18 protein-coding genes and 4 pseudogenes are annotated in these 21,683 nt (G+C 39.4%); 2 read left to right on the top strand and 20 right to left on the bottom strand.

All coding sequences use genetic code 11. From position 1 onward, the window contains the following. Nucleotides 1–511: 511 nt before the first annotated feature. Together B9L23_RS21315 and B9L23_RS21310 are read right to left on the bottom strand one after the other, a co-directional pair. The gene (locus tag B9L23_RS21315; protein ID WP_268796311.1) at nt 512–1,183 is read right to left on the bottom strand and encodes an efflux RND transporter permease subunit; all 672 of its coding nucleotides are present in this window, start codon (nt 1,181–1,183) and stop codon (nt 512–514) included. Further along, nucleotides 1,150–2,223, bottom strand: coding sequence for an efflux RND transporter permease subunit (locus B9L23_RS21310; RefSeq protein WP_268796310.1), 1,074 nt, complete (start codon nt 2,221–2,223; stop codon nt 1,150–1,152). The genes B9L23_RS21315 and B9L23_RS21310 overlap by 34 nt, the downstream gene beginning before the upstream one ends. A gap of 91 nt (nt 2,224–2,314) precedes the next feature. Between B9L23_RS21310 and B9L23_RS01960 the strand changes: the two genes are divergently transcribed. Further along, nucleotides 2,315–2,533, top strand: coding sequence for a hypothetical protein (locus B9L23_RS01960; protein WP_089096783.1), 219 nt, complete (start codon nt 2,315–2,317; stop codon nt 2,531–2,533). A gap of 156 nt (nt 2,534–2,689) precedes the next feature. Here B9L23_RS01960 and B9L23_RS01955 read toward each other — a convergent pair whose 3' ends face one another. The 11 genes and pseudogenes from B9L23_RS01955 to B9L23_RS01905 form a co-directional block, all read right to left on the bottom strand. Then, on the bottom strand, nt 2,690–3,316 hold the full coding sequence (locus B9L23_RS01955) for a hypothetical protein (RefSeq protein ID WP_062677723.1): 627 nt from the start codon (nt 3,314–3,316) through the stop codon (nt 2,690–2,692). Continuing rightward, complete coding sequence (locus tag B9L23_RS01950) at nt 3,309–4,175, bottom strand: ATP-binding cassette domain-containing protein (protein WP_042383830.1); 867 nt, start codon at nt 4,173–4,175, stop codon at nt 3,309–3,311. The genes B9L23_RS01955 and B9L23_RS01950 overlap by 8 nt, the downstream gene beginning before the upstream one ends. Then, nucleotides 4,159–6,180 carry an ABC transporter permease gene (locus B9L23_RS01945; protein ID WP_089096782.1) on the bottom strand — a complete coding sequence of 674 codons (2,022 nt, stop codon included), beginning with the start codon at nt 6,178–6,180 and terminating at the stop codon, nt 4,159–4,161. Before B9L23_RS01945 ends, B9L23_RS01950 begins: the two co-directional genes overlap by 17 nt. Before the next feature lie 127 nt (nt 6,181–6,307). Further along, nucleotides 6,308–6,703 carry a hypothetical protein gene (locus B9L23_RS01940; protein ID WP_013401731.1) on the bottom strand — a complete coding sequence of 132 codons (396 nt, stop codon included), beginning with the start codon at nt 6,701–6,703 and terminating at the stop codon, nt 6,308–6,310. A 131-nt stretch (nt 6,704–6,834) separates the two neighbouring features. After that, entirely contained in the window at nt 6,835–7,467 is a 633-nt protein-coding gene (locus B9L23_RS01935) for a P-loop NTPase family protein (RefSeq protein ID WP_013401732.1), read from the bottom strand. Further along, a complete protein-coding gene (locus tag B9L23_RS01930) occupies nt 7,467–9,338 on the bottom strand; it encodes a hypothetical protein (protein ID WP_321164194.1) in 1,872 nt (623 codons plus the stop codon). Before B9L23_RS01930 ends, B9L23_RS01935 begins: the two co-directional genes overlap by 1 nt. 259 nt (nt 9,339–9,597) lie before the next feature. Further along, nucleotides 9,598–9,729 (bottom strand): annotated as a pseudogene (locus B9L23_RS20850) (DNA-binding response regulator); the annotation flags it as partial. 739 nt (nt 9,730–10,468) lie between these two features. Beyond that, a pseudogene (locus B9L23_RS01920) lies at nt 10,469–11,103 on the bottom strand (urocanate hydratase family protein); the annotation flags it as partial. Between the two features lie 10 nt (nt 11,104–11,113). Continuing rightward, nucleotides 11,114–12,640, bottom strand: a complete 1,527-nt coding sequence (gene hutH, locus B9L23_RS01915; protein WP_062678620.1) for a histidine ammonia-lyase — start codon at nt 12,638–12,640, stop codon at nt 11,114–11,116. A 113-nt stretch (nt 12,641–12,753) separates the two neighbouring features. Further along, the gene (gene hutP / locus B9L23_RS01910) at nt 12,754–13,203 is read right to left on the bottom strand and encodes a histidine utilization transcription antiterminator HutP (RefSeq protein WP_012749025.1); all 450 of its coding nucleotides are present in this window, start codon (nt 13,201–13,203) and stop codon (nt 12,754–12,756) included. Between the two features lie 453 nt (nt 13,204–13,656). Next, nucleotides 13,657–14,880 carry an erythromycin esterase family protein gene (locus B9L23_RS01905; protein ID WP_089096781.1) on the bottom strand — a complete coding sequence of 408 codons (1,224 nt, stop codon included), beginning with the start codon at nt 14,878–14,880 and terminating at the stop codon, nt 13,657–13,659. A gap of 112 nt (nt 14,881–14,992) precedes the next feature. Between B9L23_RS01905 and B9L23_RS19805 the strand changes: the two are divergent. After that, a pseudogene (locus B9L23_RS19805) lies at nt 14,993–15,121 on the top strand (IS982 family transposase); the annotation flags it as partial. A gap of 43 nt (nt 15,122–15,164) precedes the next feature. On the opposite strand, the gene B9L23_RS01900 reads toward B9L23_RS19805, so the two are convergent. The 7 genes and pseudogenes from B9L23_RS01900 to istA form a co-directional block, all read right to left on the bottom strand. Then, nucleotides 15,165–15,629: a PH domain-containing protein gene (locus tag B9L23_RS01900; protein WP_089096780.1), complete on the bottom strand. Its 465-nt coding sequence runs from the start codon at nt 15,627–15,629 to the stop codon at nt 15,165–15,167. Between the two features lie 70 nt (nt 15,630–15,699). Continuing rightward, the gene (locus B9L23_RS01895; protein ID WP_211278804.1) at nt 15,700–16,098 is read right to left on the bottom strand and encodes a YvaD family protein; all 399 of its coding nucleotides are present in this window, start codon (nt 16,096–16,098) and stop codon (nt 15,700–15,702) included. Further along, complete coding sequence (locus B9L23_RS01890) at nt 16,095–17,306, bottom strand: MFS transporter (RefSeq protein WP_089096778.1); 1,212 nt, start codon at nt 17,304–17,306, stop codon at nt 16,095–16,097. Before B9L23_RS01890 ends, B9L23_RS01895 begins: the two co-directional genes overlap by 4 nt. 32 nt (nt 17,307–17,338) lie before the next feature. Continuing rightward, complete coding sequence (locus tag B9L23_RS01885; protein ID WP_281255454.1) at nt 17,339–17,731, bottom strand: erythromycin esterase family protein; 393 nt, start codon at nt 17,729–17,731, stop codon at nt 17,339–17,341. Nucleotides 17,732–17,984: 253 nt separating this feature from the next. Beyond that, the gene (locus B9L23_RS01880; RefSeq protein WP_245842274.1) at nt 17,985–19,052 is read right to left on the bottom strand and encodes an erythromycin esterase family protein; all 1,068 of its coding nucleotides are present in this window, start codon (nt 19,050–19,052) and stop codon (nt 17,985–17,987) included. A 199-nt stretch (nt 19,053–19,251) separates the two neighbouring features. Beyond that, nucleotides 19,252–20,016, bottom strand: coding sequence for an IS21-like element helper ATPase IstB (istB, locus tag B9L23_RS01875; RefSeq protein ID WP_089096775.1), 765 nt, complete (start codon nt 20,014–20,016; stop codon nt 19,252–19,254). Beyond that, nucleotides 20,013–21,274: pseudogene (istA, locus tag B9L23_RS01870) on the bottom strand (IS21 family transposase). Before istA ends, istB begins: the two are co-directional and overlap by 4 nt. Nucleotides 21,275–21,683 lie beyond the last annotated feature (409 nt).

The following is a 21,683-nucleotide window of genomic DNA, read 5'->3' as shown; positions in this document are numbered from 1 at the left end:
AATTTCCTCCATGGTTGATGGTTTGGTCACCTTTACCATACAGGAAATTTCGCATTTTTTGTACCCTTGATCAGAAAAAAAGCCTGGTAAAGTGATCAAATCTTTGATAAACTGAGATTGCATGCGAAATTTCCTCCATGGTTGATGGTTTGGTCACCTTTACCATACAGGAAATTTCGCATTTTTTGTACCCTTGATCAGAAAACAACCTGATTGTCAAGTACATTTTGTGGTGAAGAGCCATATTATTCGAAAAGGAGCCATAAATTGACAAGGATGTCATTTCGTCTTTTATTTTTTCCTCATAACATCTGGGAACCGCTTGAGAACCCCTTAAAAGAGAATCCCCCAAAACGATCCTCTCCCCCATCTTAAAACATTTTCGGTGTTGGGAATATCCTGTCAGTGCTGTATTCTGAAAACCTCACCAGTATTGTGCGGATAGATGCCTTATAGAAAGTGTCAGAACGTGATTCATCATACTTTTTACCCTTTGTCTGTCTTCTCACTTTCAGGCATTTCTTTTTTCCTTTTTCCGGGCTATCACATAATAAAGAGCCGGCACTGCCAATAAAGTTAAAGCGGTACTATACAGTAACCCTCCTATCATCGTAACAGCTAAGGGGCGAAATAAATTGCCTCCTATGATGGCTAGGGGCGTTAACCCACCTACTGCGGATAAGGACGTCAATAAAATCGGACGCAAACGCAACCTTCCAGCCTGAATCAAAGCATCTTTCAACTTTTGCCCTTGATTCAATGCACTATCAGCGAATTCCACGAGCATCATTCCATTTCGAACGACAACGCCTCCCAATCCAATCATGCCAAGTAATGCCATAAATCCTAATGGTTGATTGGTAAGATAGAGGGATAAAATGGCTCCACTCATCGCCATATAAATCGCTGTCATAATCACAATTAGCTTCCAGAATGAACGGAATTGGATAAACACCAATACAAAAATCAATAGTATGGATAGCACATAGAACTTGTACATCGATTCAAATGCTTGTGTACGCTGTTCCTCTTGCCCTTCCATTGTCCATTGATATCCACTCGGCCATTTTTCCTCTAGGGCTTTCAGACGCTCCTGCACTTTTTTAGTCACTTGTGGCACCATTTGGTTATTATCCACATAAGCCGTCACTACGGCTTGCCGCTCTCCGTTATAATGAGTGATCTGCGGGACGGTTTGAACAGTCGATATTTTAGCAATCTGATTGAGAGGCGCATATTGACTTGACCGTTAGGTAAGACGGTGGAAACCCAAAAGTCTCCCAATTCTTTCATATTTCTTGGTGATTGATTTGCCTTCAATAAAACAGGAAACGATTCGTTTTCAATAAATGCTTTGCCCACTTCGATCCCCTCAAGGGCAAATCGATGGTTTAAAGCGATATCTTGTGGAAAGATTCCGTATTTCAGGCTCTTTTCCTTATCAGGGATGACAAATACTTCGGAAGTTTTTCTTCCAAGCGATGACTGGGTCTGGGTAATATGGGGGATCCCATCCAACTCTCTTTTGACATCTTCCGAAATCTTTTGCAGCTGGGCTAAATTTTCTCCTTTCATCCGAATTTGGATAGGTGCTTCAATGGGCGGCCCTTGCTCAAACTGCCGTACTAACACACGCGTATCTTTTGGAAACTTCCCTTTTAACTGCTCATTCAGCCGGTCAACAACCTTTTCTGTTTCCTTAACTCCAGTCTCATTGAGATGCAGCATCATCTGTGCTACAGATTCCCCGCGATCTATCGGTTTCTCATTATAGTAAATTCTCGGCAGCAATTGTCCCAAGTAGGCGATATCAAAATCGATCGCTTTATCATGCTTGACGATTTCCCTTACTTTTTTCACCACTCGCTCTGTTTGTTCGAGACTGGACCCTTGTGGTAAACGAATATCGACCACTAACTGGGATCGTCCATCCGCCTTAGGGAAAAACTGTACTTGTAATAATGGCAGCAAAGCCAATAAGGCGGTACTTACCCCAAAAAAGATAGCAATCCATAATGGAACTCTTTTTAATGTTTTCGTCGCTAACTGCTCATATTTAGACTGTAGAACAGACCATCCTCGCAGCAGCCACTCACTTTCTTTTGCTTGTCCTTTTAATCCGAATCTTGCCCGCAATGCTGGAATAAAGAACAGGGAGACGAGCAATGAAACAAGCAAAGTCACAATGATTACTTGCGGGATCGAATGGATAAAACGCCCCATACCCATCAAGTTAAGAATTTTGGTCTTTGTGCATCGTCAAAAACATGGTATCCTTTCTAACGAACACTCCACGTTAGAAAGGATTTTTTTCATGGAAAAACAAATGAAAGCATGGATTCAAACCATTCGTGTTACGAAAACATGCCAAGAAAGGTCGAAGGAAAGGGGAAGAAACGGCATCAGATATCTTAACGAAATTAGAGATATGGTAGAATTAGATATGGATATAAATACCAAATACCCCTCTTCTGGAGGGGGATTTGGTATGCCCAATAATGGATGTGATCCCCATCATTCACTGCGGGGATGAACACGAGTATCGTCTTAAAAATTTTATACCGCTAAACTTGACGGGTATGCCTTCTCACCCCCTTTCGAAGCGAATAATTTAGTACCGTCAATTTGATAATCACATTAACGAGAGAAAGAAAAAATTTTCCTTCTTCAAACCACTCTGCCCATACATTTATTTAAACTTCTTCCATATCTGCATTGCTGATAAGAAAATACCTATTGCTAGCCAAAAGAACGGAAGGAAAACCGAAATGGTATCGACAGGTTCTCGAAAAAGAAATATATGCGGCCATGGCATAAACGTTCCTTGTGTTGCAACTTCCATAAACGTATAAGTCGCTATAATCGCGAGCGCAATGTCTAAACTTTGGACAGCGCTTAAAACGGCAATACCGATCATTTGATAAAAGATAAACAACATAATCAGATGCATAATTAAAGGAGTGGTAAAAAATCGTACACCGTTAAGCCATGCTGTTAAGCCAACAAGCAAGAAGATGAACATTCCGTGCAAAACTGCATAACGTATGAAGTCGATCACAATGATTTTCCGATAATAAAACATTAACGCCTCCGTTGCCCCTTCTTCATAAAGGCTGTTATACAAAAAAACTAAATGCCAACCAGCGATCGGGACTGCAATGCCTTGGACGACGATATACAGCATAAACGGCGCATCGGAACGTGAGGCAAAAGCCAACATTAACAGAATGCACAGCGCGTAAGCCACGAAAGGAAAGCTATATAAATAGCCTAGCAATTTTATATCAAATTTGAATAAGTGAACGAGCCTATTCAAGGGGGGCCGCCTCTTTTAAAAGGGCTAAATATCCATCCATTAACCGTGGGCTGACGCGCTGGCCGATCGGTTTATCCGATAATACGCGCACTACAACGTGAGAAGGCTCTTCACTCATTTGTACGACCTCTTTCGTCGCCATGATTTCATCGAGCTCTGCAAACGAAACGTTGATCTCATATGTGCAATGGGCCGCTTTTTTCTTTAATTCCTCCGGTTCCCCTTCAAATAGAACTCTCCCATTTTCGATAATGCCGATTTTCGTGCAAAGAAACTCAATATCTTCGACAATATGGGAAGAAATAATGACCGTATGGCGCTTTCCGAGCTGCTTCAACAAATTGCGAAAACGCACGCGCTCCCGAATATCGAGCCCCGCTGTCGGCTCGTCAAAAATGAGAACAGACGGCTTGCGCAATAAAAGTTGGGCGATGCCGACCCGCCGACGCATGCCACCGGATAGTTCCCGCATTTTTTTATTGATGTGTTCTGATAAATTCACTTGTTCTACAACGTCCTTAATTTTACTTTGGCACGATGTCGGAGTCTCCCCTTGAAGAATCGCAATATGTTCGAGTACCTCATACATTTTTAACTCCGGATAAATCATAAAATCTTGGGGCAAATACCCGATATGATCTGTTCGTTTCACGCGAGTGCCTGTACTGATCAACTCCTCTCCAAGAAGCACGCGCCCAGCGCTAAACTCCAGCAACCCGGCCAATATTTTCATTAACGTCGTCTTGCCCGCACCGTTCGGTCCTAGCAGCCCGTAAACTCCTGAAATCGAAAGTGTAACGTCCGATAAGATTTGCTTCTTTTTGATGACTTTCGTCAATCCCTCAATGTAAATATCCAATGGCCCCCGACTCCTTTACTAATTGTGATACTTGATCCCATGTCCATGTTTCGTCCATTTCCTGATACCATTTTCGCAAGAATTGCTGCTTCTGTTCTAAGCTCAATTGCTGAAACGCAAAGTAAATGGATTTAATGAGTTCCTGTTTTGATTTCGGTAAAACATCTGATTGGTGACTTCTAAACATATCGATTTTTCGCAAGTCTCTTTTTTCCATTAAAAATTGAGCAGCCGCATGAATCCATTCATTATACATGACGAATGATCCTTTTGGTTGCACCGAAAGCCGGAGCATTTTTTCATAAAAATCTTGTTCCAGGTGGTATTTATCTATAGCATATGAATTATTTGTGTTGTATACGAGATGATCATTCGCCATAAACGAAGACAGTCCAAAACTAGAAAACACAATGGTTTTAGGGAGTGATGAGACCGTTGTCGGTGCAAGCTGCCGCACGTCCTGAAATGCCTCCTCCAGCTGCGGCACCACCGTTGAAACCCTCTCATCCATCTTCGGCCAGTCGACCGGATATATAATCTGATAACCTTTATAAACGAACCGGTGACCCTGTCCCTTGATCAGCGTGACCGCTTGCGCCTCGCCGCTGTAAACCGACCCCCGCTTCGGCAAATTGCAAAACAGCACATCGCCATCCACTTTCAAGGTAAAAGCATGTTTTTCTCTCGGCAAAAATTGGTCCGTGAATTCGTCCCACCATATCCGTTCCTTTGTTCCGTAAATGGTAAACTCATATATTTTATACATTTGTGACGCCCTCTTTTTCGGATACCACGCTTTATCGGCGAGAAGAACCGTTCGTCCGTTCGTATAAGGGATGAAGCTTGTATCCACGATGTCATACCGAAACGTGAGAGATGTCGTGCCTTCAGGCAGATAAACAGTAACAATATCTCCCTCTCTTGCAAACTTGATTCGTTTATGATTTGCTTGAATCCATTTGATCGGATAAGCATGGTACAGTTGAAACGTTGGCTTCATCGTGTCCATACGGGAAAACTTCACATGCACAGTGGCCTGTTTTTCTTTCAATGAAATGGAGTAAGATTGAATATCATACCGCAAGTCTGTCTTGACGTCTCTGTTCATCTTTCGATAGTCATTGATCTCCGTTGTTTGATCCGCTCGAGTAAACGCTTTTGTGTTTGACTGCAAAGAACTATAAGCTGTCAAGACAATAAGGAACGGGAGCATAAGCAGCACTTTCATGACAACATTCCGTTCTCTCGTTGTAAGCGTCCAACGAAGCGACAACATCAAAATCATTCCGAAAAGGACGAGAAACCATGTGAGGAGTTTCAATTCATTTCCCCTATCCACCTCAAAACCAATATAAGAGTTATATACATGTTGGACAGCGTGTTTTCCGATAAAAAGCAACGATTTCCAGTCATTCGCATGAACCTTTTGAAAAAAATCAATAAATAGTTCCGTCGTCATACTGCCGGTCACAATCCATACGACTAAAATGACAAAAAAGCTGATCTTTTTTGTCCCAAAAAACATCGCCACCATCAAGCCATACATTATGCTGAGCACCAGTGGTCCGAACATGTAGACGGCAAGAAACCGTAGCAACGACAAATAAAAATCTGAAGGCTCGATTCCCACGATGAAATAAACGAGTGAAAAAATGCCATAGGCAATCATCACCATGATCCCTTGGCACAAAACATGAACGGCAAACATCGCGCTCATTTTCTCCAACATAATGCGATAGCCATCCGTAAAAAACGACTGGACGCCATAAAGAAGTTCCTTTGAATGGAGAAGATAGAAAAAAACGATGTAAAAGATCGACACCATTTGCACAAGCATCAAGACTTCATGTGGCAGCTGTCCATACGCTTCCATATCATATGGATCTGAAAAGAACAAAATGAGTCTAGCAATCAACAAAACAAAAAATAATATGCTAGCCCCAGCGTATAGCTTACTTTTAAACATCTGTTTCAAATAAAAAACAAATAAAAATTTCCACCTCATTGCTTATCACTCGCCTTCTTTAAAGGGAGTATTGTAAATTTGAATGTGAAGTAAGATGAAATCAGGGAAGTGCCGTCAATTTCTCCGCACATCCCTGACTTAACTATATTCCTGATCATGTGTGTGATTAGTAGACCGTGATTGTCACGTATCCTCTTGATCCGATTGTTTGGCCTGCAATTTGACCGTAATACTTATCTCCTTTTGTTTGAGTAAAACTGCGAGTTTCTTCTTGCCCCGGATTTAGCCAGTTGGTAGAGGCTACAATGCTGTCTGGCCACCAATCAATAGATTTATAAGCATAACCCCTAGTTAGCGTATTTGCACCATTATTTACAGCAAGAAGTTTTCCCGTACCATTCCTTTTTGCTTCAATAAGAGATGTGTTTTTGGAGATACTTGTGCCGTCTAAAAACGCAGATTTTGTTTCTGCTCCCGCTGCACTAGCCAGTGTTATTAATGCTGCTGCAAGCGATAAAGAAGCAATTTTTGATTTCCATTTATTTTTTCGGTTCACTAACATGCTTTTCATCCTCCCTTAGTTATTGTTCTAAATCCTTGTCATCTAGTCCCATCTCCTCGTCATGAGGGTCATTTTAAACTCGTAAAATACCATTAAACAAATAGCGTTGAATTTTTTTACTATGCATGATGCTATCTATCCGCATCCTTCTCACCTCCTTTCAAAGCGAATAATTTAGTACTGTCAATTTGATAAATAGGTTTTGAAAGCATAGTGAATATTCTTTCTACTCGATTTGTAAAAATGAGATAGTTTGCATCTGCAAAATCATCTTTTAAGAAGCGATAAAACTGTTCTAAGTCTTCGAAGTCGAAGTGTTTCGTTGGCTGATCAAAAATAAATATGGTGCGATTCAATGATTGTCCAAGGGAAATGAAATAAATCAGCCGTTGAAACATAGTTAACGAATCAATCGATGCTTGGGGGAGTATATTATATTTTTTACATAATACAGATTGTCGAAATGAGCTATTCAGCAGTTTTGGTATTTCTTGCAATCTATAGTTCATCCACAATTTATTGTAGTTTTCCGGTATCACAAAAAATACGTTTTTACTCGATTTCTCCTTTTTGCTTATAACATTTTCTTCTAAATGTATTTCACCTCCGTCTACAGGATGAAAACCAGCAAAAGTTTTCGCAATAATATCCGTATGAATATGATTTTTTGCCAAAATAATTGATTGAGAAGGAAGCTTGCAATTGGAGTTGTACAAAATTACCTGACCATTATATTTGATAGTGACATTTTTTAATTCCAGCATTAATTTTTTCTCTCCATTTCTTTCACCATTTGAATCAGTGCTTTTTCTTTCTCATCAACGGGTAATTTCGTGTATCGATCCCATTCCTCTAATTTCACAGGATATTTATCCATTATTCTCCTCAAATATCCAACCGACTTAATATCTAACTTTTCAATGAGATACTGACTAATAAAAAAACTAAGTTGCTCGTCGTTTAAAAGCCTGTACGGTATTAAAAAGGTGGCTAATTCTTCGATATGAACAGTTACAGGTTTGTAATTTACATCAAGAAAGGGATCAACGTAAAAAGTATAGTATCCATTAGAAACTGTACTGTCATATAGCGAGAGGTTTGTTGTTCTTAAACTTTTTGGGATGATGACAATAGTTTCTATTTTATTTTTATTTGTGCAGTAACTTGTATTTTTAAGTTTCGTAAATAATCTACAAAGCTCACTACGAATTGAAATAAGTTGGTCCTTCAATTCTATATAATTCTTTGATTTCGTCAAAAATGGTTCGTAAACAAATAACTTTGTATTCTGGACTTTAATTTGTTTATACGGTCCTTTTATAATTGACAGGCAATCCAGTTTATCTCCATGCCAACGATAATGTTTTTCCCCCTTGATTATCTCTACATGCTTACAGCTTTTAGTTTGGACATTAGTATGAAGGATTCCAAATGAATCTATAGAATAAAGATTCAAATGAGTCGACTGTGGATACCAATTTGCTTCAAACGGCAGTAAAATAACATTAGACGTTAACGGATAAAAGCTAGAACCGAAAGTATTTTTATAATATAGCACCATTGAGCGAACACCGTTTGTTTCAACTTCAACAATGCTTCCTTGTTGTTTAAATGATAAATTTTTGTCTTCACTTTTTATGTGGTCAATCTCGAATTGTTCATTAATAGAAAAGCGTACTACATTCTCCTTTTTATCTAAAGTAAGCTCAATTTGAATTGGATATCGGGATTCTGGTTCGAATTGAACTCCCGTTATCCTCCAGTTGTCTGTCATTTTGATGTTGCCATGAGTTTCATTCTTTATTTGATGATAGAGTTTATAGTCGTTGGCTAATAAAATTTTGTCTAACTGTGACTTATTTTGAACATTGTAAGTCGTAAATGTCACAAAAATGATGAGAATAACACTTATAGAGATTCCAATAATATTGCGCCTAACTTTCATCAAAATGAAACAAACCCCTATTGAACAAATGAAATATGCTAACTTGACAAGCATATTCTCTTTTAGAAATGTCAAATGAAGTAAAGGATCAATATAGGGCCAACGATTTTCAATAAATACGTTAAATGATACAAGCCCATATTCCAGGTAAAATAACGTTATTATCCACAGAAGAAATACACAGATGAACAAAACCGCCCTTTTACGAGAATAGTATACATAAACCACGCTGATGGATAGTCCAGTCACCCAAGCCCACGCAAATGGAAGGGCATAATAAATGAGATACAATTTGAAAATAAAGGCAAAGAGATCCCAGCCAGAGGAAAAAGCAATGATAATCGCACTTGCTATTATTCCAGCAATTAGCATTTGCAATATCGAAAAGCAAAGAAATGCAATAGAAATTTGATTAGCTACGATCTTTTTTGGCCTTTCCACGATTTCATTAATTGCAATCCAATCAATAGGAACTGAATTTGTAATTAAAAGATGCAGGCGAAGACTTACTAATAACCAGACACAAACTCCAATAGGAATCAAATACTTAGTATATAGGGTAAACTCTGCCGGATTGACTGCATAAGGATTGCTACAATAAACAATAAGGATGCAAGAAAAAACAATAGTAAAAACCATTTCTATTTTTAAACTTAAAACCATCCTTAACCACACATAAAACATCCTCATCTCATCTTGTCCCCTCAAATATTTCATCTGACATTTGTTCATTCAATCCATTAATAAACAAACACATTTTTAAGGCACATCCATATATCACTGCCCTGATCAAAAGATGTTATGGGCATCTTTATCAAATATCAAATTCCTTCCATAAACAATCATACATATGTTTCCTTCTACTTTCACCGCCAACTTGTGTCGGAACCCCGCCATGTTTTGGCGGAGTTCCAACATCAACTGTCGGACCTAAAAAATGGAAACGCCCTCACCGATCCGATGAAGGCGTTGAAAATAAGGGGGATTCTGGAATCAGCCCCAATTGCTTGGCTTTCTCGATGGCTTCTATCCGCGAAGATACATGCAGCTTGGCGAAAATGTGCGATAGGTGTCTTTCCACTAAATCGCAAGCTCCCATTTTTCCTCCAATTTGGCTGATACATGAACACTCCACTTTTACATTTGCACGTAATTGAAAGCGTTGGATGATCTGTCCGACCGCTTCTTTTAGCCCATTTCGATCAAAAAAGGCGGCCTTAATTCATGGCATATCTCCCTTGCTACATGTTTCTGTGTAGCTATAGATCAATATCCTTTCTTTACCAAATAATCCATCCGTACCGAAAGAGGGCAATGTCCTGTCTCATCGACTTATCCATCCGGATCTCCTCCCTATATCGATTCGAATCGGGACCTTTCCGATCTACCTGTCTTCATCGTATCTGAACGTAGTGGGATATAAAGTTTGGAACGTTTTATTTATACTAGCGCATAGGCAAAGTTTTATCTGAACGTAGTGAAATATGTTTTGTGCTACCCGCAATAATGACATCTGATCCCTGTTTTATCTGAATGTAGATATTGTTAACATGATCGTAAAAAATGTTAATTTTTATCCTCTCCTTACATTTTGCCAACCGTTATTTTGCAACTAATAGATGGTAAAGGATGATAGAGGATTCAAGGAATGATGAAATAACCATAAAAGAAATTATTTTACAATTATAGTATTTTCTGGGGATTGACTTGAATTTTTTATGAAAAAAATCTTTTCTTGCAGAAAAAAATGGTAAATACATCCAATATCCATCTTTATACATAAATATTACAAAAAAACCGTGTTATGATGTACGTGCAAGCAATGAATAGGTCATGCGATCGCAATATTTTGTATCCAGCCGTTTTTGAATGCGGCTTGGGTCGACTTCAACCGCGATGACAACCCCTTCATTCATGGTTACTGCAAGAGGCTGCGCACCTCCCATTCCGCCTAAACCAGCTGTGAGCGTTAACGTCCCTTTTAACGTTCCGCCGAAATGCTTTTTTGCCACTGCAGCAAACGTCTCGTATGTTCCTTGCAAAATTCCTTGCGTGCCGATGTAAATCCAACTGCCCGCTGTCATTTGTCCGTACATGATTAATCCTTTTTTATCCAACTCACGGAAATGATCCCAGTTTGCCCATTTTGGAACAAGGACCGAGTTGGAAATAAGGACTCTCGGCGCGCGTTCATGCGTTTTAAAGACACCAACCGGCTTTCCTGATTGAATGAGGAGCGTCTCATCTTTTTCAAGCTCTCTTAACGTTTTTACAATCGCGTCAAACGCTTCCCAGTTTCGTGCCGCTTTCCCAATGCCTCCGTATACAATAAGCTCCTCTGGTTTCTCAGCAACTTCCGGATCTAGATTGTTATAGAGCATACGAAGAACAGCTTCTTGTTCCCATCCTTTGCACTCTAGCTCAAGACTTTTTTTGCTTTAATGTTGCGCATCATCGTTTCCCCCCTATGAATATTGATTGGTTGGTGTGATGGTTTGAAGAAAAAAGGGCCAGTCAACACCTTTCAACCATTGCGCTGTTGCTTCAATATCTTTGGAAAAGATGCGATCTTTTGTAATGGATGGAACGATATTTCGTACTGCTTCATAAAGCTTTCTCGTCTTCGGTGCCATGTTTTCCACACCGCGATACTCAACAGCTTGCATGGCACAAATCAGTTCAATCGCAAGCACCCGCCTTGTGTTTTGTAAAATGGCATACGCATGGCGGGAAGCGATCGTGCCCATGCTTACATGATCTTCTTGATTCGCAGACGATGGAATCGAATCGACGCTTGCCGGATGAGCGAACGTTTTATTTTCAGATACGAGCGACGCTGCAGTATACTGCATAATCATCGCTCCTGACTGCAAACCTGGAGCCGGGCTTAAAAACGGCGGCAAATCATTTAATTGCGGATTTACCAGCCGTTCTATTCGACGCTCTGAAATGTTCGCAAGCTCAGCAATAGCAATTTTCATAAAGTCCATCGCAAACGCAATCGGCTGACCATGAAAATTCCCGCCGGAAATCACCTTCGCTCCTCCTTCAAAAATGAGCGGATTGTCCGTTGCTGCGTTGATTTCAATTTCCAGCTTTTCTTTTACATAATCAAGCACTTGCCAAGAAGCTCCATGCACTTGCGGGATACAGCGAAGCGAGTAAGCGTCTTGCACACGCAACTCGCCTTGTCTTGTCGTCAATTTGCTGCCCGCTAAATAATCGCGAATTCTTGCTGCTACTTCCACCTGCTGCCTGTAACCGCGGACGAGGTGCACATGTTCATCAAATGCATCAATAATGCCGCGCAAGCCTTCGATCGTCATAGCGGCAATCGCTTCGCTTTCATACGCCAGCTGTTCCGCTTCTAAATAAACCACCACTCCCATCGCCGTCATCGCCTGAGTGCCGTTAATAAGTGCCAATCCTTCTTTCGCCTTTAACGTAATCGGCGCAATGCCTTCTGCTGATAATGCTTCTATAGCGGGAACTCGCTTGCCTCGATAAAACACTTCTCCTTCTCCTAAAAGGGCAAGCGCCAGATGGGAAAGCGGAGCGAGATCGCCGCTTGCCCCAAGCGAGCCTTGTTGTGGAATGACCGGATGGATTTTGGCGTTCAATAAATCCAACAGCCGTTCAATAACGATTGGACGCACACCGGAATACCCTTTTAAAAGGGCATTAGCACGAAGAAGGAGCATGGCGCGAGACACCTCTTCCGGAAACGGCTCCCCCACGCCGCATGCGTGCGAATGAATTAAATTCCATTGTAGCTCTTCGACATCGCCAGCGGCAATCAAGACGTCGCTGAACTTTCCGAATCCTGTATTAATGCCATACACCACATTTTTATTCGCCACAATCTCTTCCACCGCTTTTCTGCTTCGCTCCACCGCCTCCATACTCTCTTTGGAAGCAATGACAAATTCATCACGATACAATACCCGTTTTACTTCTTCTAGCGTTAACGTATGACCGGTTAAAACAACCATGTTTTCCCACCCTCTCCATCGCGCTTTAGCGAAATAAAGAAGGAGGCTATATCCGCAATACACACATTGCGAATGCAGCCTCCTCATAACTAAAAAACTATAGGCTTCCTATTTTAAATATGGTTGATTCCTAATCCAATCGTTTCATGTTCGAGCCCGCGAATCGGGGCGCCAATTGTACCATATAAGGCAACGGCGATCCATTCTCCTTCTTTGCTGTTTTCATACGGGTTTCCTCGGACAACAGCGAAACGAAGACCGACGGTTCTCATTAAATCTCCTAGCTCGACCTGTCCTCTCGTTACGCCTTGCACCGCCTCAACTACCGCATGATACAGCGCGTGCATTTCTCGATATAGCTCGCCGTTTACAACATTGTTTCGCTTCGCTGCCGTTTCAACGGAAGCAACAATTTTTTGCAGTTCCATTGAACCGACTTTACCTTTGCAATAACGCCATTGCAAGTTGTCTAAATGAGCGGTGATTTTTCCTTCTTCTTCCTCTTCAAAAAGCGCTAAGAGCACCGCATTGCGGCCAATTCTTCCTTTTGCCTGCTTCAACACGCAAATCAGCACCTATTTTTTTAATTTTCTAAACAAACTAATAACTTACTATTATTGTAATGGCTTTGTTTTTTTATTGTCAATTACTTTTTACCATATTTTAACAAGTTAGCGAAGTAATGAATTAACAAACTAAAAGGGAAGAAATTTGTATTGTATTGGCGAGGCTGGGAATTAACATGATGGAAAAGAAAACATCACTAAGTTAACGCCGACATCGGTGATCATAGTAAAGACCTCTTTTCTGTCATAGGCAGCAATATTTTTCTTGAGGACCTGGACATGTCGATCCTGAACCGTGAAACGCATGGCGAACAAATTATTGTCCGATGGCGTTTTCATTCAAGGAAATGGCAAAAAAGCTTGCTCATGTCGGGATTTTAATCCAAACCTAACTTGCTGACAAAATGACAAAAGAAATGAATAACATGTAATGCGAAAAATCTTCCTGCTTTAATTTAGATTGATGTACTTTGGAGGAGATGTTTTCGCACAAACGACAAGTCCATCGTAACAAGCAATAGGCTTGATAAGATTTAATTGCTTCCCTTCATGCATCGTGTAAGTATGCTTGAAAAGCCAACGATTTTGAGGCACTTTTCTTTGCCGCGAGATATCTAAAAAGCCAATTTCATGTCCTACTTGCTTGATTCGAAACTCGATGCTATCTTGATCAGGCTGCTGTACTTCATATACACTGCGATTATTTTCCGCTGCTTGTCCACTATACATAAAAAACCCAATGGTATAGGAGAATTCCTTGATTTTGGGAGGTAAATAAGAAAATGTCGATAGAAACCCTAGTAATCTCCTAGATTGCTTCATTATATGCCCATTGTGCGCCCATATTATTATCTTTTCATTAGGAAACATCTCTTGTGCCAGCCATGAAATATTGTCAGCCATTGCCTTATTTCGGATTTTTATCGCTTTCATGAAATGGGAAGAGATCATCTGCATAAGGAAAATTCGGTTTTGCAAAATTCGGTTCACAAGCAAAAAAGCGTCTTTTCCAAACTTATTTTGTAATGCAAGGCGGTTTTTATCTAATAACAAGAGAAATTCTTGATAAAGAGCCATCAATTCTTTGCATTTTCGCTTACGTTCCTTTTTGGAAATTGACGGACTACGGGAATTGACATATTGGTAAAGCATTTCTTGTTCCAACTCTACTATTTTCTCACCATAGGCCTTATCCATATTTGAAAACATTTTTGAGAGAAATTTGCCAGTAATATAATCGTTTGAGGCAGGCTGAATATCCAATCCTGTTAAGATGAGAGGCTGATTGGATAATTGTGTTTCCTTCACATAATGAAAGAGAGTCTCGACTTCCTCCGTATGCCAGACTTTAAACAAAGAATGTTTCATCCATTGCCTTATATCCAGTTGATCTTGTTGATAAAAGCATAAGCTGCAGTCACTAAAACTACTTTCGAATGCTAAAACTCGAAACCCCAATTCTTTATGTAAGTACTTGATCATCTTTGTTTTAATCTGGCTATGCTCTGCCACCCCGTGGCCATTCTCTCCCAAAAAAACGATCCGTTTATTCTGCAGTAAAGGTTTTAAAAAATACAAATCGGAATGACCATCTAATTCATGCAATTGTATACTGTATGTATGATCTTTTAACCAATCGATTTCAGAAGAAATATTATTTTTACGGTAAAACATGTGTTTATCTCCTTTTTAATAAGTCATATATACCCGTGGTGCTAGATAAAATCAGACAAGCATAAAAATAGCCCTTGCATGAGGATCTCCTTAAAATGAAAGTGCAATTAAATTTTCGATTTTAGTCGATTCGTATCGGATCACCGAGATTCGAGCGAACTCGGTTTCTGGATTTGAAACGGCGCTGGATGGTATTTTACTGGCTTACTCGCTTGTTGTTCTTGGGCTAGTTGAGCGTTAAGACTCAACTAGCACCACGGGTTCTTATACATAATTTTGAGCTTTTACTCTAGTTTTGCAACACCATCTTGATTATCCAATTGTATTCGAGGGTTTACCTTTAGAAGCTGACGAATAAATTCTTTTTTGTTTTTCGGAGATATGGTGATAAATTCATATTTTCCGTAACTAATCTCAATCTTGTCCATAGATAAAGCAGGTGCTGTAAAGGGATTTTTGGTGTTGCGTACTTTATTGATTTCATCTATATTAATAGTTTTTTTATAGGGACCGCTTTGAATCTCTAGTTTTGAGTTTTCAATTTTATAACCAGTTCCAAACCATATCCATGCTAATAATATAGCAGGAACAACCATTATGACTGTTGTAACCGGTTTAGTATCCAAAATTGATGGTAGCATGATGACTCCTATAGGTTCGATAGATAAGATAGGAGGTATGATACACGCTAATATGACTGACCAAATGATTATAGTCATCCATAAATCCTTTTTTGAAGGAAAAAACATTTTCTTTCTCCTCCTTTTTCTTAAATAAGTCATAACCGCATTTCACCAACGATTTTGATCCATCATACCTTCACAGACGGTCCTTATTCTTTTCGGCAATAAAATCTTTAATAAAAAACAACGGGTAAATCATCAAATACAAATTGGCAGCCCACCAAGTGATGTCAAAATCTTTGCGGAAAACCCAAAATGCAATGGCTTGTAAGCCAGAACAAAAAGTCAAAACAAGGGAAATCAAAGCATAGTTCATCCACGCTGGATTATTTTTATTATATTGATATATGCTGTAAAGACCCGTTATAGAAATAAAAATATCTAACGGAAAAAAAGACCAGTTCCATGCTATAATAATCGGGTTATCATAGTCCTTAAACGCTACACTTTCAGGTATAAGATGGAAAAAAGTAATGAACCAGTATACAATAAACCCAATATCAGTTACTAAAAAAAACGGTTTTAAGTACTTCATTTTTTCCCGCAACATAACTCATCCATTCTATGGCTTTTCTGTTCATGTTTAATCAACCTAGAAGACAGACTGTAACATATCAAAACAAAACACATGATATAAAGAGCTGTTGATATACTAAATACATCGGCCAATCCACCCCCTACAATCGGACCGATTATCATCCCTACAGAATAGGCCATATTAAAAACAGCAAATGCAGTAGCATACGCCCCCCCACCTAAACGATCAACAGAATTCGCTAATTCCGGCAAAGTCGGCGTTAAGACAAAACCAGCCGCTGCCCCTACCAAAAAAAGTACGGCTCCTTCTAATATTAACGAGTTAGGGAGTATGACCAATGGAAGAGAAACGGCTAAAATAAGCAGGCCTGCCATCATCAAAGAAAAAGTTCCGCATCGATCAGATAACCAACCAGCTAAGGGACTTACCATTCCATAAGCAAGAGTCGTAATGCCAAACAGAACCCCTATATGCATTGAATTAGCTCCTAAATGTTCCTCAAAGTAAATAGGCAGAATTGGCTCCAAAATACTTATTGCAGAAGCTCCAAGTAAAACCACACCAAAAATTTTTAATACTATACGGTCTCGGAAAATTTTCATTCCTACACTATCAGCATTCATCGTCTTTGGCGGATCCTCTAATAAAAACATCCTTGCAAGTCCATCTAAAAGAATAAAACATGAAACAAACCAAAACGGCAGCTGATAACCTCCCCATTCAAACAACATCCCACCTACAGGTGCACCTAAAAGAGTCCCTGCAGACATAAAAGTCAGTACGGTTCCTAAAGCCTTTCCCCTTTTAGCAGGTGGATACATATCTGTAATCAGCGCCAATCCCGCAGTCCATGTCGCCGCTGCCGCAACACCTTGAAGCAATCTAGCAACAATGAGCAGCAACATACTATTTGCAAAAGCAAATAGTAAAGTGCTTGCTAAAAGAACTACCAGCCCCCACAGCATGACTCCTCGTCTACCAAACTTGTCAGAGATTCCTCCTAATATAGGAGTAGCGATCAAAAAAGAAAACGCATAACAGCCGATTAGTATGCCAATAACTGTTTGGGAAGCATCAAATTTAGAAGTGTAAAAAGGCACGATCGGAACAACGATGCTATACAGAAGCATATCAATAAACACTGCCATCGCAATGACAATCAATCCAGTTATTGGATTTTTTCTCATATCTTTAAGCTTTGTCATAAAATATTTCACCTTTCTTCTTTTTACCATCGTTAAATGACAAACATGCTGAATTTCGTAAAACAGCTTCTAGGAAATGATAGAAAGTCGTTCGGTGATGTGTTTGACAAATCCAAGAAAGATACGGGAGATTTGTTATGATTCATATGGTCTTCAAGGCTTTTCTTCGGTGGTTTAGATAAACTATAAATGGTGCCGTCGTTTAACGCTGCTCTCCCTTCATACATAAACAGCCCTATATAATAAGATTTACGAACAATCTCTGGATTGACTAAGGAACCCATTGGCTTATATCTCCTCAAAAGAGTTTCATATTTTTTAAAAATATGTCCATTATGAGCCCAAATTATAATCTTTTCATTGGGATGCAATTTTTGGAAAATACATTCCAAATTGCTCGCCATGATTTGATCGCGAAATTTCATAGCTGAATACCGATCCATGCAAGGAAAGACAATATTGCAAAACCTGTTCTCTGCAAAAAATGTGCATTTTTATTTACTTATTATGTGGTTTTGCAACACGTTCAAGAAGTCAATTAGCATTTATAAATTAATATCTAGACCAAACAATTCCTAACAATGCCATGACAGAATGGATTTATTCCAAATTCACTTTTTAGCTGACCATTTCACAATGTCGTTGGTCATTCCATTCATAGCTTTAAATTACTTTTCTCTATTCTTCAACGTCAAAGTAAGCCGGGGAAACATATTTAAAAAATAAAATCCCATCATATTGTTGTGCAGGTACAAAGGAAGTAGGCATTCCTCCGCCCTCATAGGCCCGCCACTTTTTCTGTGCCCAGTTTCCATTGCACTGAATAAAACTATTTTGATAAGGGGAATGGTCAAGAAGGCTTTCCAAATGTTTTTTATTCGTTTTTTTTATTGGATATTCCTTACCTGTATAATCCAACATTTTGCCTTCCTTTGCATACAACCCCAATACAAAACTTTTCTCCTTAATCGTTTGGGAGAGGTTTTCCACAAACGATTTATAGGCAGACAGGCGCTTGGCGGAAGTATTTTTGCTAATATGCATGTTATGTGCCCAAATGATAAATTTTTCATTTGGGTATATTTCCTGTGCTAAAAATTCTAGGTTTTTTGCCATTAATGCATCCCGATACTCAAAAAGTTTCGAGAAACTTTTTTCTAAAGTTGCTTTCAAGTAATTTACTCTATTTTCCATCGTACGGAGGACAATTTTATAAATCTTGCTGTCCGGAAAACAATGCTGTTTGAGTTCCTCAATCAATTCCATGCCCTTACTTTCCATCTCTTCCCTTATATTTTGGCGCATTGAACGCTTGATTTTCCGTTTATCGGCTGCAATCAAAACCTCGATCGCCCGCTTTTCAAAATCGACAAACTTCTGTTTGGTCGGACCCGTTAAATAAGACTCGAGGAATTCCGAAAACAAATTCTCCTTTTTTCCTTGATAAACATCCACACCAGTAAAATACAGCGGCCGCTCCTGCTTCATTTTTTTCATATAGTCAAATAATCCAAGGACAAATTCATTTTGCCACACACGCCCAATGGTACCCGCCATAAAACGTTTAGAATCAAGTTGATCAGACAGATAATCGCCGATCATACATGGCCCCAATTCGCTTTCAAAGGCAAGTACATGAAACCCCAATTCTTCATGAAGATATTTAATCAGGCTTACTTTTGCTAGACTGTATTCTTTGACGCAATGGCTGCTCTCCCCAAGGAAGACAAAGCGTTTATGTTCCAAAATCGGCTGAAGAAACTTAAAATGATAGCGGTCCATATCCCCTATATCGATACTTTGATTTTTGACTTCGTTTACAAATAAAGTAGTCATTTAAAATTCACCTCATCTCTTTTTCCGTCATTTCACCAACATCTCACACTGTCAACAACGATTTAAAATTCCCCAATTTCAACGAAATGAAATTCCCCATTATGAACGGTTAATTCGATAGCTGGGCAGGATAAACCCCTGCTTTTTTCTTTTCCCGTAGTCGGTAAGAATCGCCTTTGATATTAAAGGTAATGGCGTGATGTAATAAACGATCTAAAATCGCTGTTGCTAATACATCGTCGCCGAATACTTTTCCCCATTCGAGATAGGATTTATTCGATGTGAGAATCATAGAGCCATGTTCATACCGTTTCGATACGACTTGAAAAAAGACATTGGCAGTTAGCTCATCAAAAGGAAAATAACCTACTTCATCAATAATGAGTACATCTGGACGACTCCAACGATTCACTAATCGCTGGAGCGTCCCTTTTTCGTTTGCCTTTCGGCATTCGACTACTAAATCGTCTGCCGTTAAAAATAAAGCTGTATATCCTTGGGTAATGGCTTCTACCGCAAAAGAAATCGCTAAATGAGTTTTCCCAACGCCCGGAGGGCCTAGTAAGATTCGATTTTCCCCGTTGGCAATAAATCGACAGGTAAGTGTTTCTTTCACTCTTCTTTCACTGATGCTTGGTTGAAAGGAAAAGTCAAAGTCATGGATCGTTTTGATATAAGGCAATTTCGCTCTTTTCATTCGTTTGGCTAGTTGCTGGGACTCTTGATATTCAATTTCTTGTAAAACAATAGTGTTTAAAAATGCAGAATATGATACATTATCTCTAGAAGCGTCTTCTAATAAACTATCTAGTTGGTGGGCTGTGTGGTGCCAACCAAGCTTTTTTAAACGTTCGATTAACAGCTCGTTCATCATACAGTCTCACCTTCTTCCAATGCTGCGTAAGCAGCGAGAGGGCGTTGTTCTACTTTAGGAGATGGGGCAGAAGAATAAAGATCGTTGGTCGCCAAAACTTGAACGTCTTTTATTCTCTGTCCTTTTTCTTTTGTATGTAAGCCCTCATAATGTTCCATTTGAATATGGGCAGTTGCTTTTCCTGTCAAAATCGGATGTTTGGCAATACACTCATGTTCATCATAAATCTCGATATGATGGTCAAGAGTTTCTTTCACTTTTACAACCTGTCCTGCATAGCGATACGGAACGGAATATTTTTTTCCTCTGTATGAAACAAAACAATCTCGACTTACCTCTCGTGTCTCCCAGCGACATGTAGGGAATAATGGTTTGATTCCCCATGCTTGAAGGAACTTCTGTTCCTGTTCAAAACGTTGAATTGGTGGTTCATTCGTTGTTTGATTCGGTTTTTGATTGGCGACTTGACCAGCCACGTACGAACGTCTTCATTTAATGCATAGAGAGTAGGTTCATGTTTTCGCTGAAAGAAATTATCTTTCAAATACTTTACCACTCTTTCTACTTTTCCCTTTGTTTGTGGACGTTTCGGCCGACATGCTTTTGGAACAATACCGTAATATGCTAGAAAATCCTCAAACACCCGATTAAATCGAATTTCGATTGGACTATGTTTCAGAACAACGGTTTTCATATTGTCATAGAGTATCTGTTCGGGAATGCCGTTAAAGTAAGCAAATGCGTTCATATGACATTTCATTAATGTTTCTACATTCATATTGGTCGTAAACTCCACATATTTCATCCGAGAATAACCAAGTACCATAACGAAAGCATAAATATCTTGATATTGACCATCCACCAAATACTTCCCAACATAGGCCCAGTCCATTTGTGCTTGTTTGCCCGGTGGTGTTTCATACCGTAAGGTGGCTTGTTTCTTTGGCTGTTCTCGATACGGCCGAACAAAATCTCTTAATATCGTCATCTTGCCGGTGTATCCCATCGCTTGAATCTCCTCAAAGAGAACAACACAATTCGTTGTACCTTCTTGTATTCGTTGAAGTAGATAGTTTTTATAAGGATCTAGCTTACTAGCTTTCTTTTTCCCATTGGCTTTACGTTCTGGAAGCTTGTCCCCCTTTAGATACTTACGAATGGTTTTCCGATCAAATCCTGTTTCTTTGGCAATCGCTGTTTGAGTCCAGCCTTTCTGATATAACTCTCGAATCATAAAAAACTCCCCTATCTTCAGCATCGTTTCTCCACTCCATCTAAGATGTTGTTTTGAAACGATTATCTGTTATTTTCGGGGAATTTTAAACCGCTGTTATTGGGGATTTTATCACCGTTGATTACACAATAGATAAATTACAACAAAATTCGTGAAATTCCTTCTTCAAACTAATCGAAATTTAAAATAAAAATCTATTTATGATCCCTTGTTCTTTCATCGCCAACTTATGTCGGAACACCGCCATTTTTGGCGGAATATCGACACGAAATGGCAGACTTTAGGAAAAGCGGAGCTGAGATCACCCAACAGCAATGGGCAAATGTTCTTCGCCCGCTTCAAAGTTTTACTTAAATGCAAAAAAAAAAAAAAAAAATGTCCTCACTGATCAGATGAAGGCGTTGACAACATGTGAAATTCTGGAATAGCGACT

Source organism: Parageobacillus galactosidasius, from assembly GCF_002217735.1.
GTDB classification, from domain to species: Bacteria; Bacillota; Bacilli; order Bacillales; family Anoxybacillaceae; genus Parageobacillus_B; species Parageobacillus_B toebii.
This window is presented reverse-complemented; position numbering and strand designations above follow the sequence as displayed.

Excerpts from the sequence above, each read along its gene's own strand:
- B9L23_RS01940 (WP_013401731.1), bottom strand. The coding sequence starts at position 6,703 with ATGTTAGTGAACCGAAAAAATAAATGGAAATCAAAAATTGCTTCTTTA.
- B9L23_RS01890 (WP_089096778.1), bottom strand. The coding sequence starts at position 17,306 with ATGACAAAGCTTAAAGATATGAGAAAAAATCCAATAACTGGATTGATT.
- B9L23_RS21310 (WP_268796310.1), bottom strand. The coding sequence starts at position 2,223 with ATGGGGCGTTTTATCCATTCGATCCCGCAAGTAATCATTGTGACTTTG.
- B9L23_RS01935 (WP_013401732.1), bottom strand. The coding sequence starts at position 7,467 with ATGCTGGAATTAAAAAATGTCACTATCAAATATAATGGTCAGGTAATT.
- B9L23_RS01895 (WP_211278804.1), bottom strand. The coding sequence starts at position 16,098 with ATGAAGTACTTAAAACCGTTTTTTTTAGTAACTGATATTGGGTTTATT.
- B9L23_RS01960 (WP_089096783.1), top strand. The coding sequence starts at position 2,315 with ATGGAAAAACAAATGAAAGCATGGATTCAAACCATTCGTGTTACGAAA.
- B9L23_RS01945 (WP_089096782.1), bottom strand. The coding sequence starts at position 6,180 with ATGAGGTGGAAATTTTTATTTGTTTTTTATTTGAAACAGATGTTTAAA.
- B9L23_RS01885 (WP_281255454.1), bottom strand. The coding sequence starts at position 17,731 with ATGAAATTTCGCGATCAAATCATGGCGAGCAATTTGGAATGTATTTTC.
- hutH (WP_062678620.1), bottom strand. The coding sequence starts at position 12,640 with ATGGTTGTTTTAACCGGTCATACGTTAACGCTAGAAGAAGTAAAACGG.
- B9L23_RS01900 (WP_089096780.1), bottom strand. The coding sequence starts at position 15,629 with ATGTTTTTTCCTTCAAAAAAGGATTTATGGATGACTATAATCATTTGG.
- istB (WP_089096775.1), bottom strand. The coding sequence starts at position 20,016 with ATGATGAACGAGCTGTTAATCGAACGTTTAAAAAAGCTTGGTTGGCAC.
- B9L23_RS01930 (WP_321164194.1), bottom strand. The coding sequence starts at position 9,338 with ATGAGGATGTTTTATGTGTGGTTAAGGATGGTTTTAAGTTTAAAAATA.
- B9L23_RS01905 (WP_089096781.1), bottom strand. The coding sequence starts at position 14,880 with ATGTTTTACCGTAAAAATAATATTTCTTCTGAAATCGATTGGTTAAAA.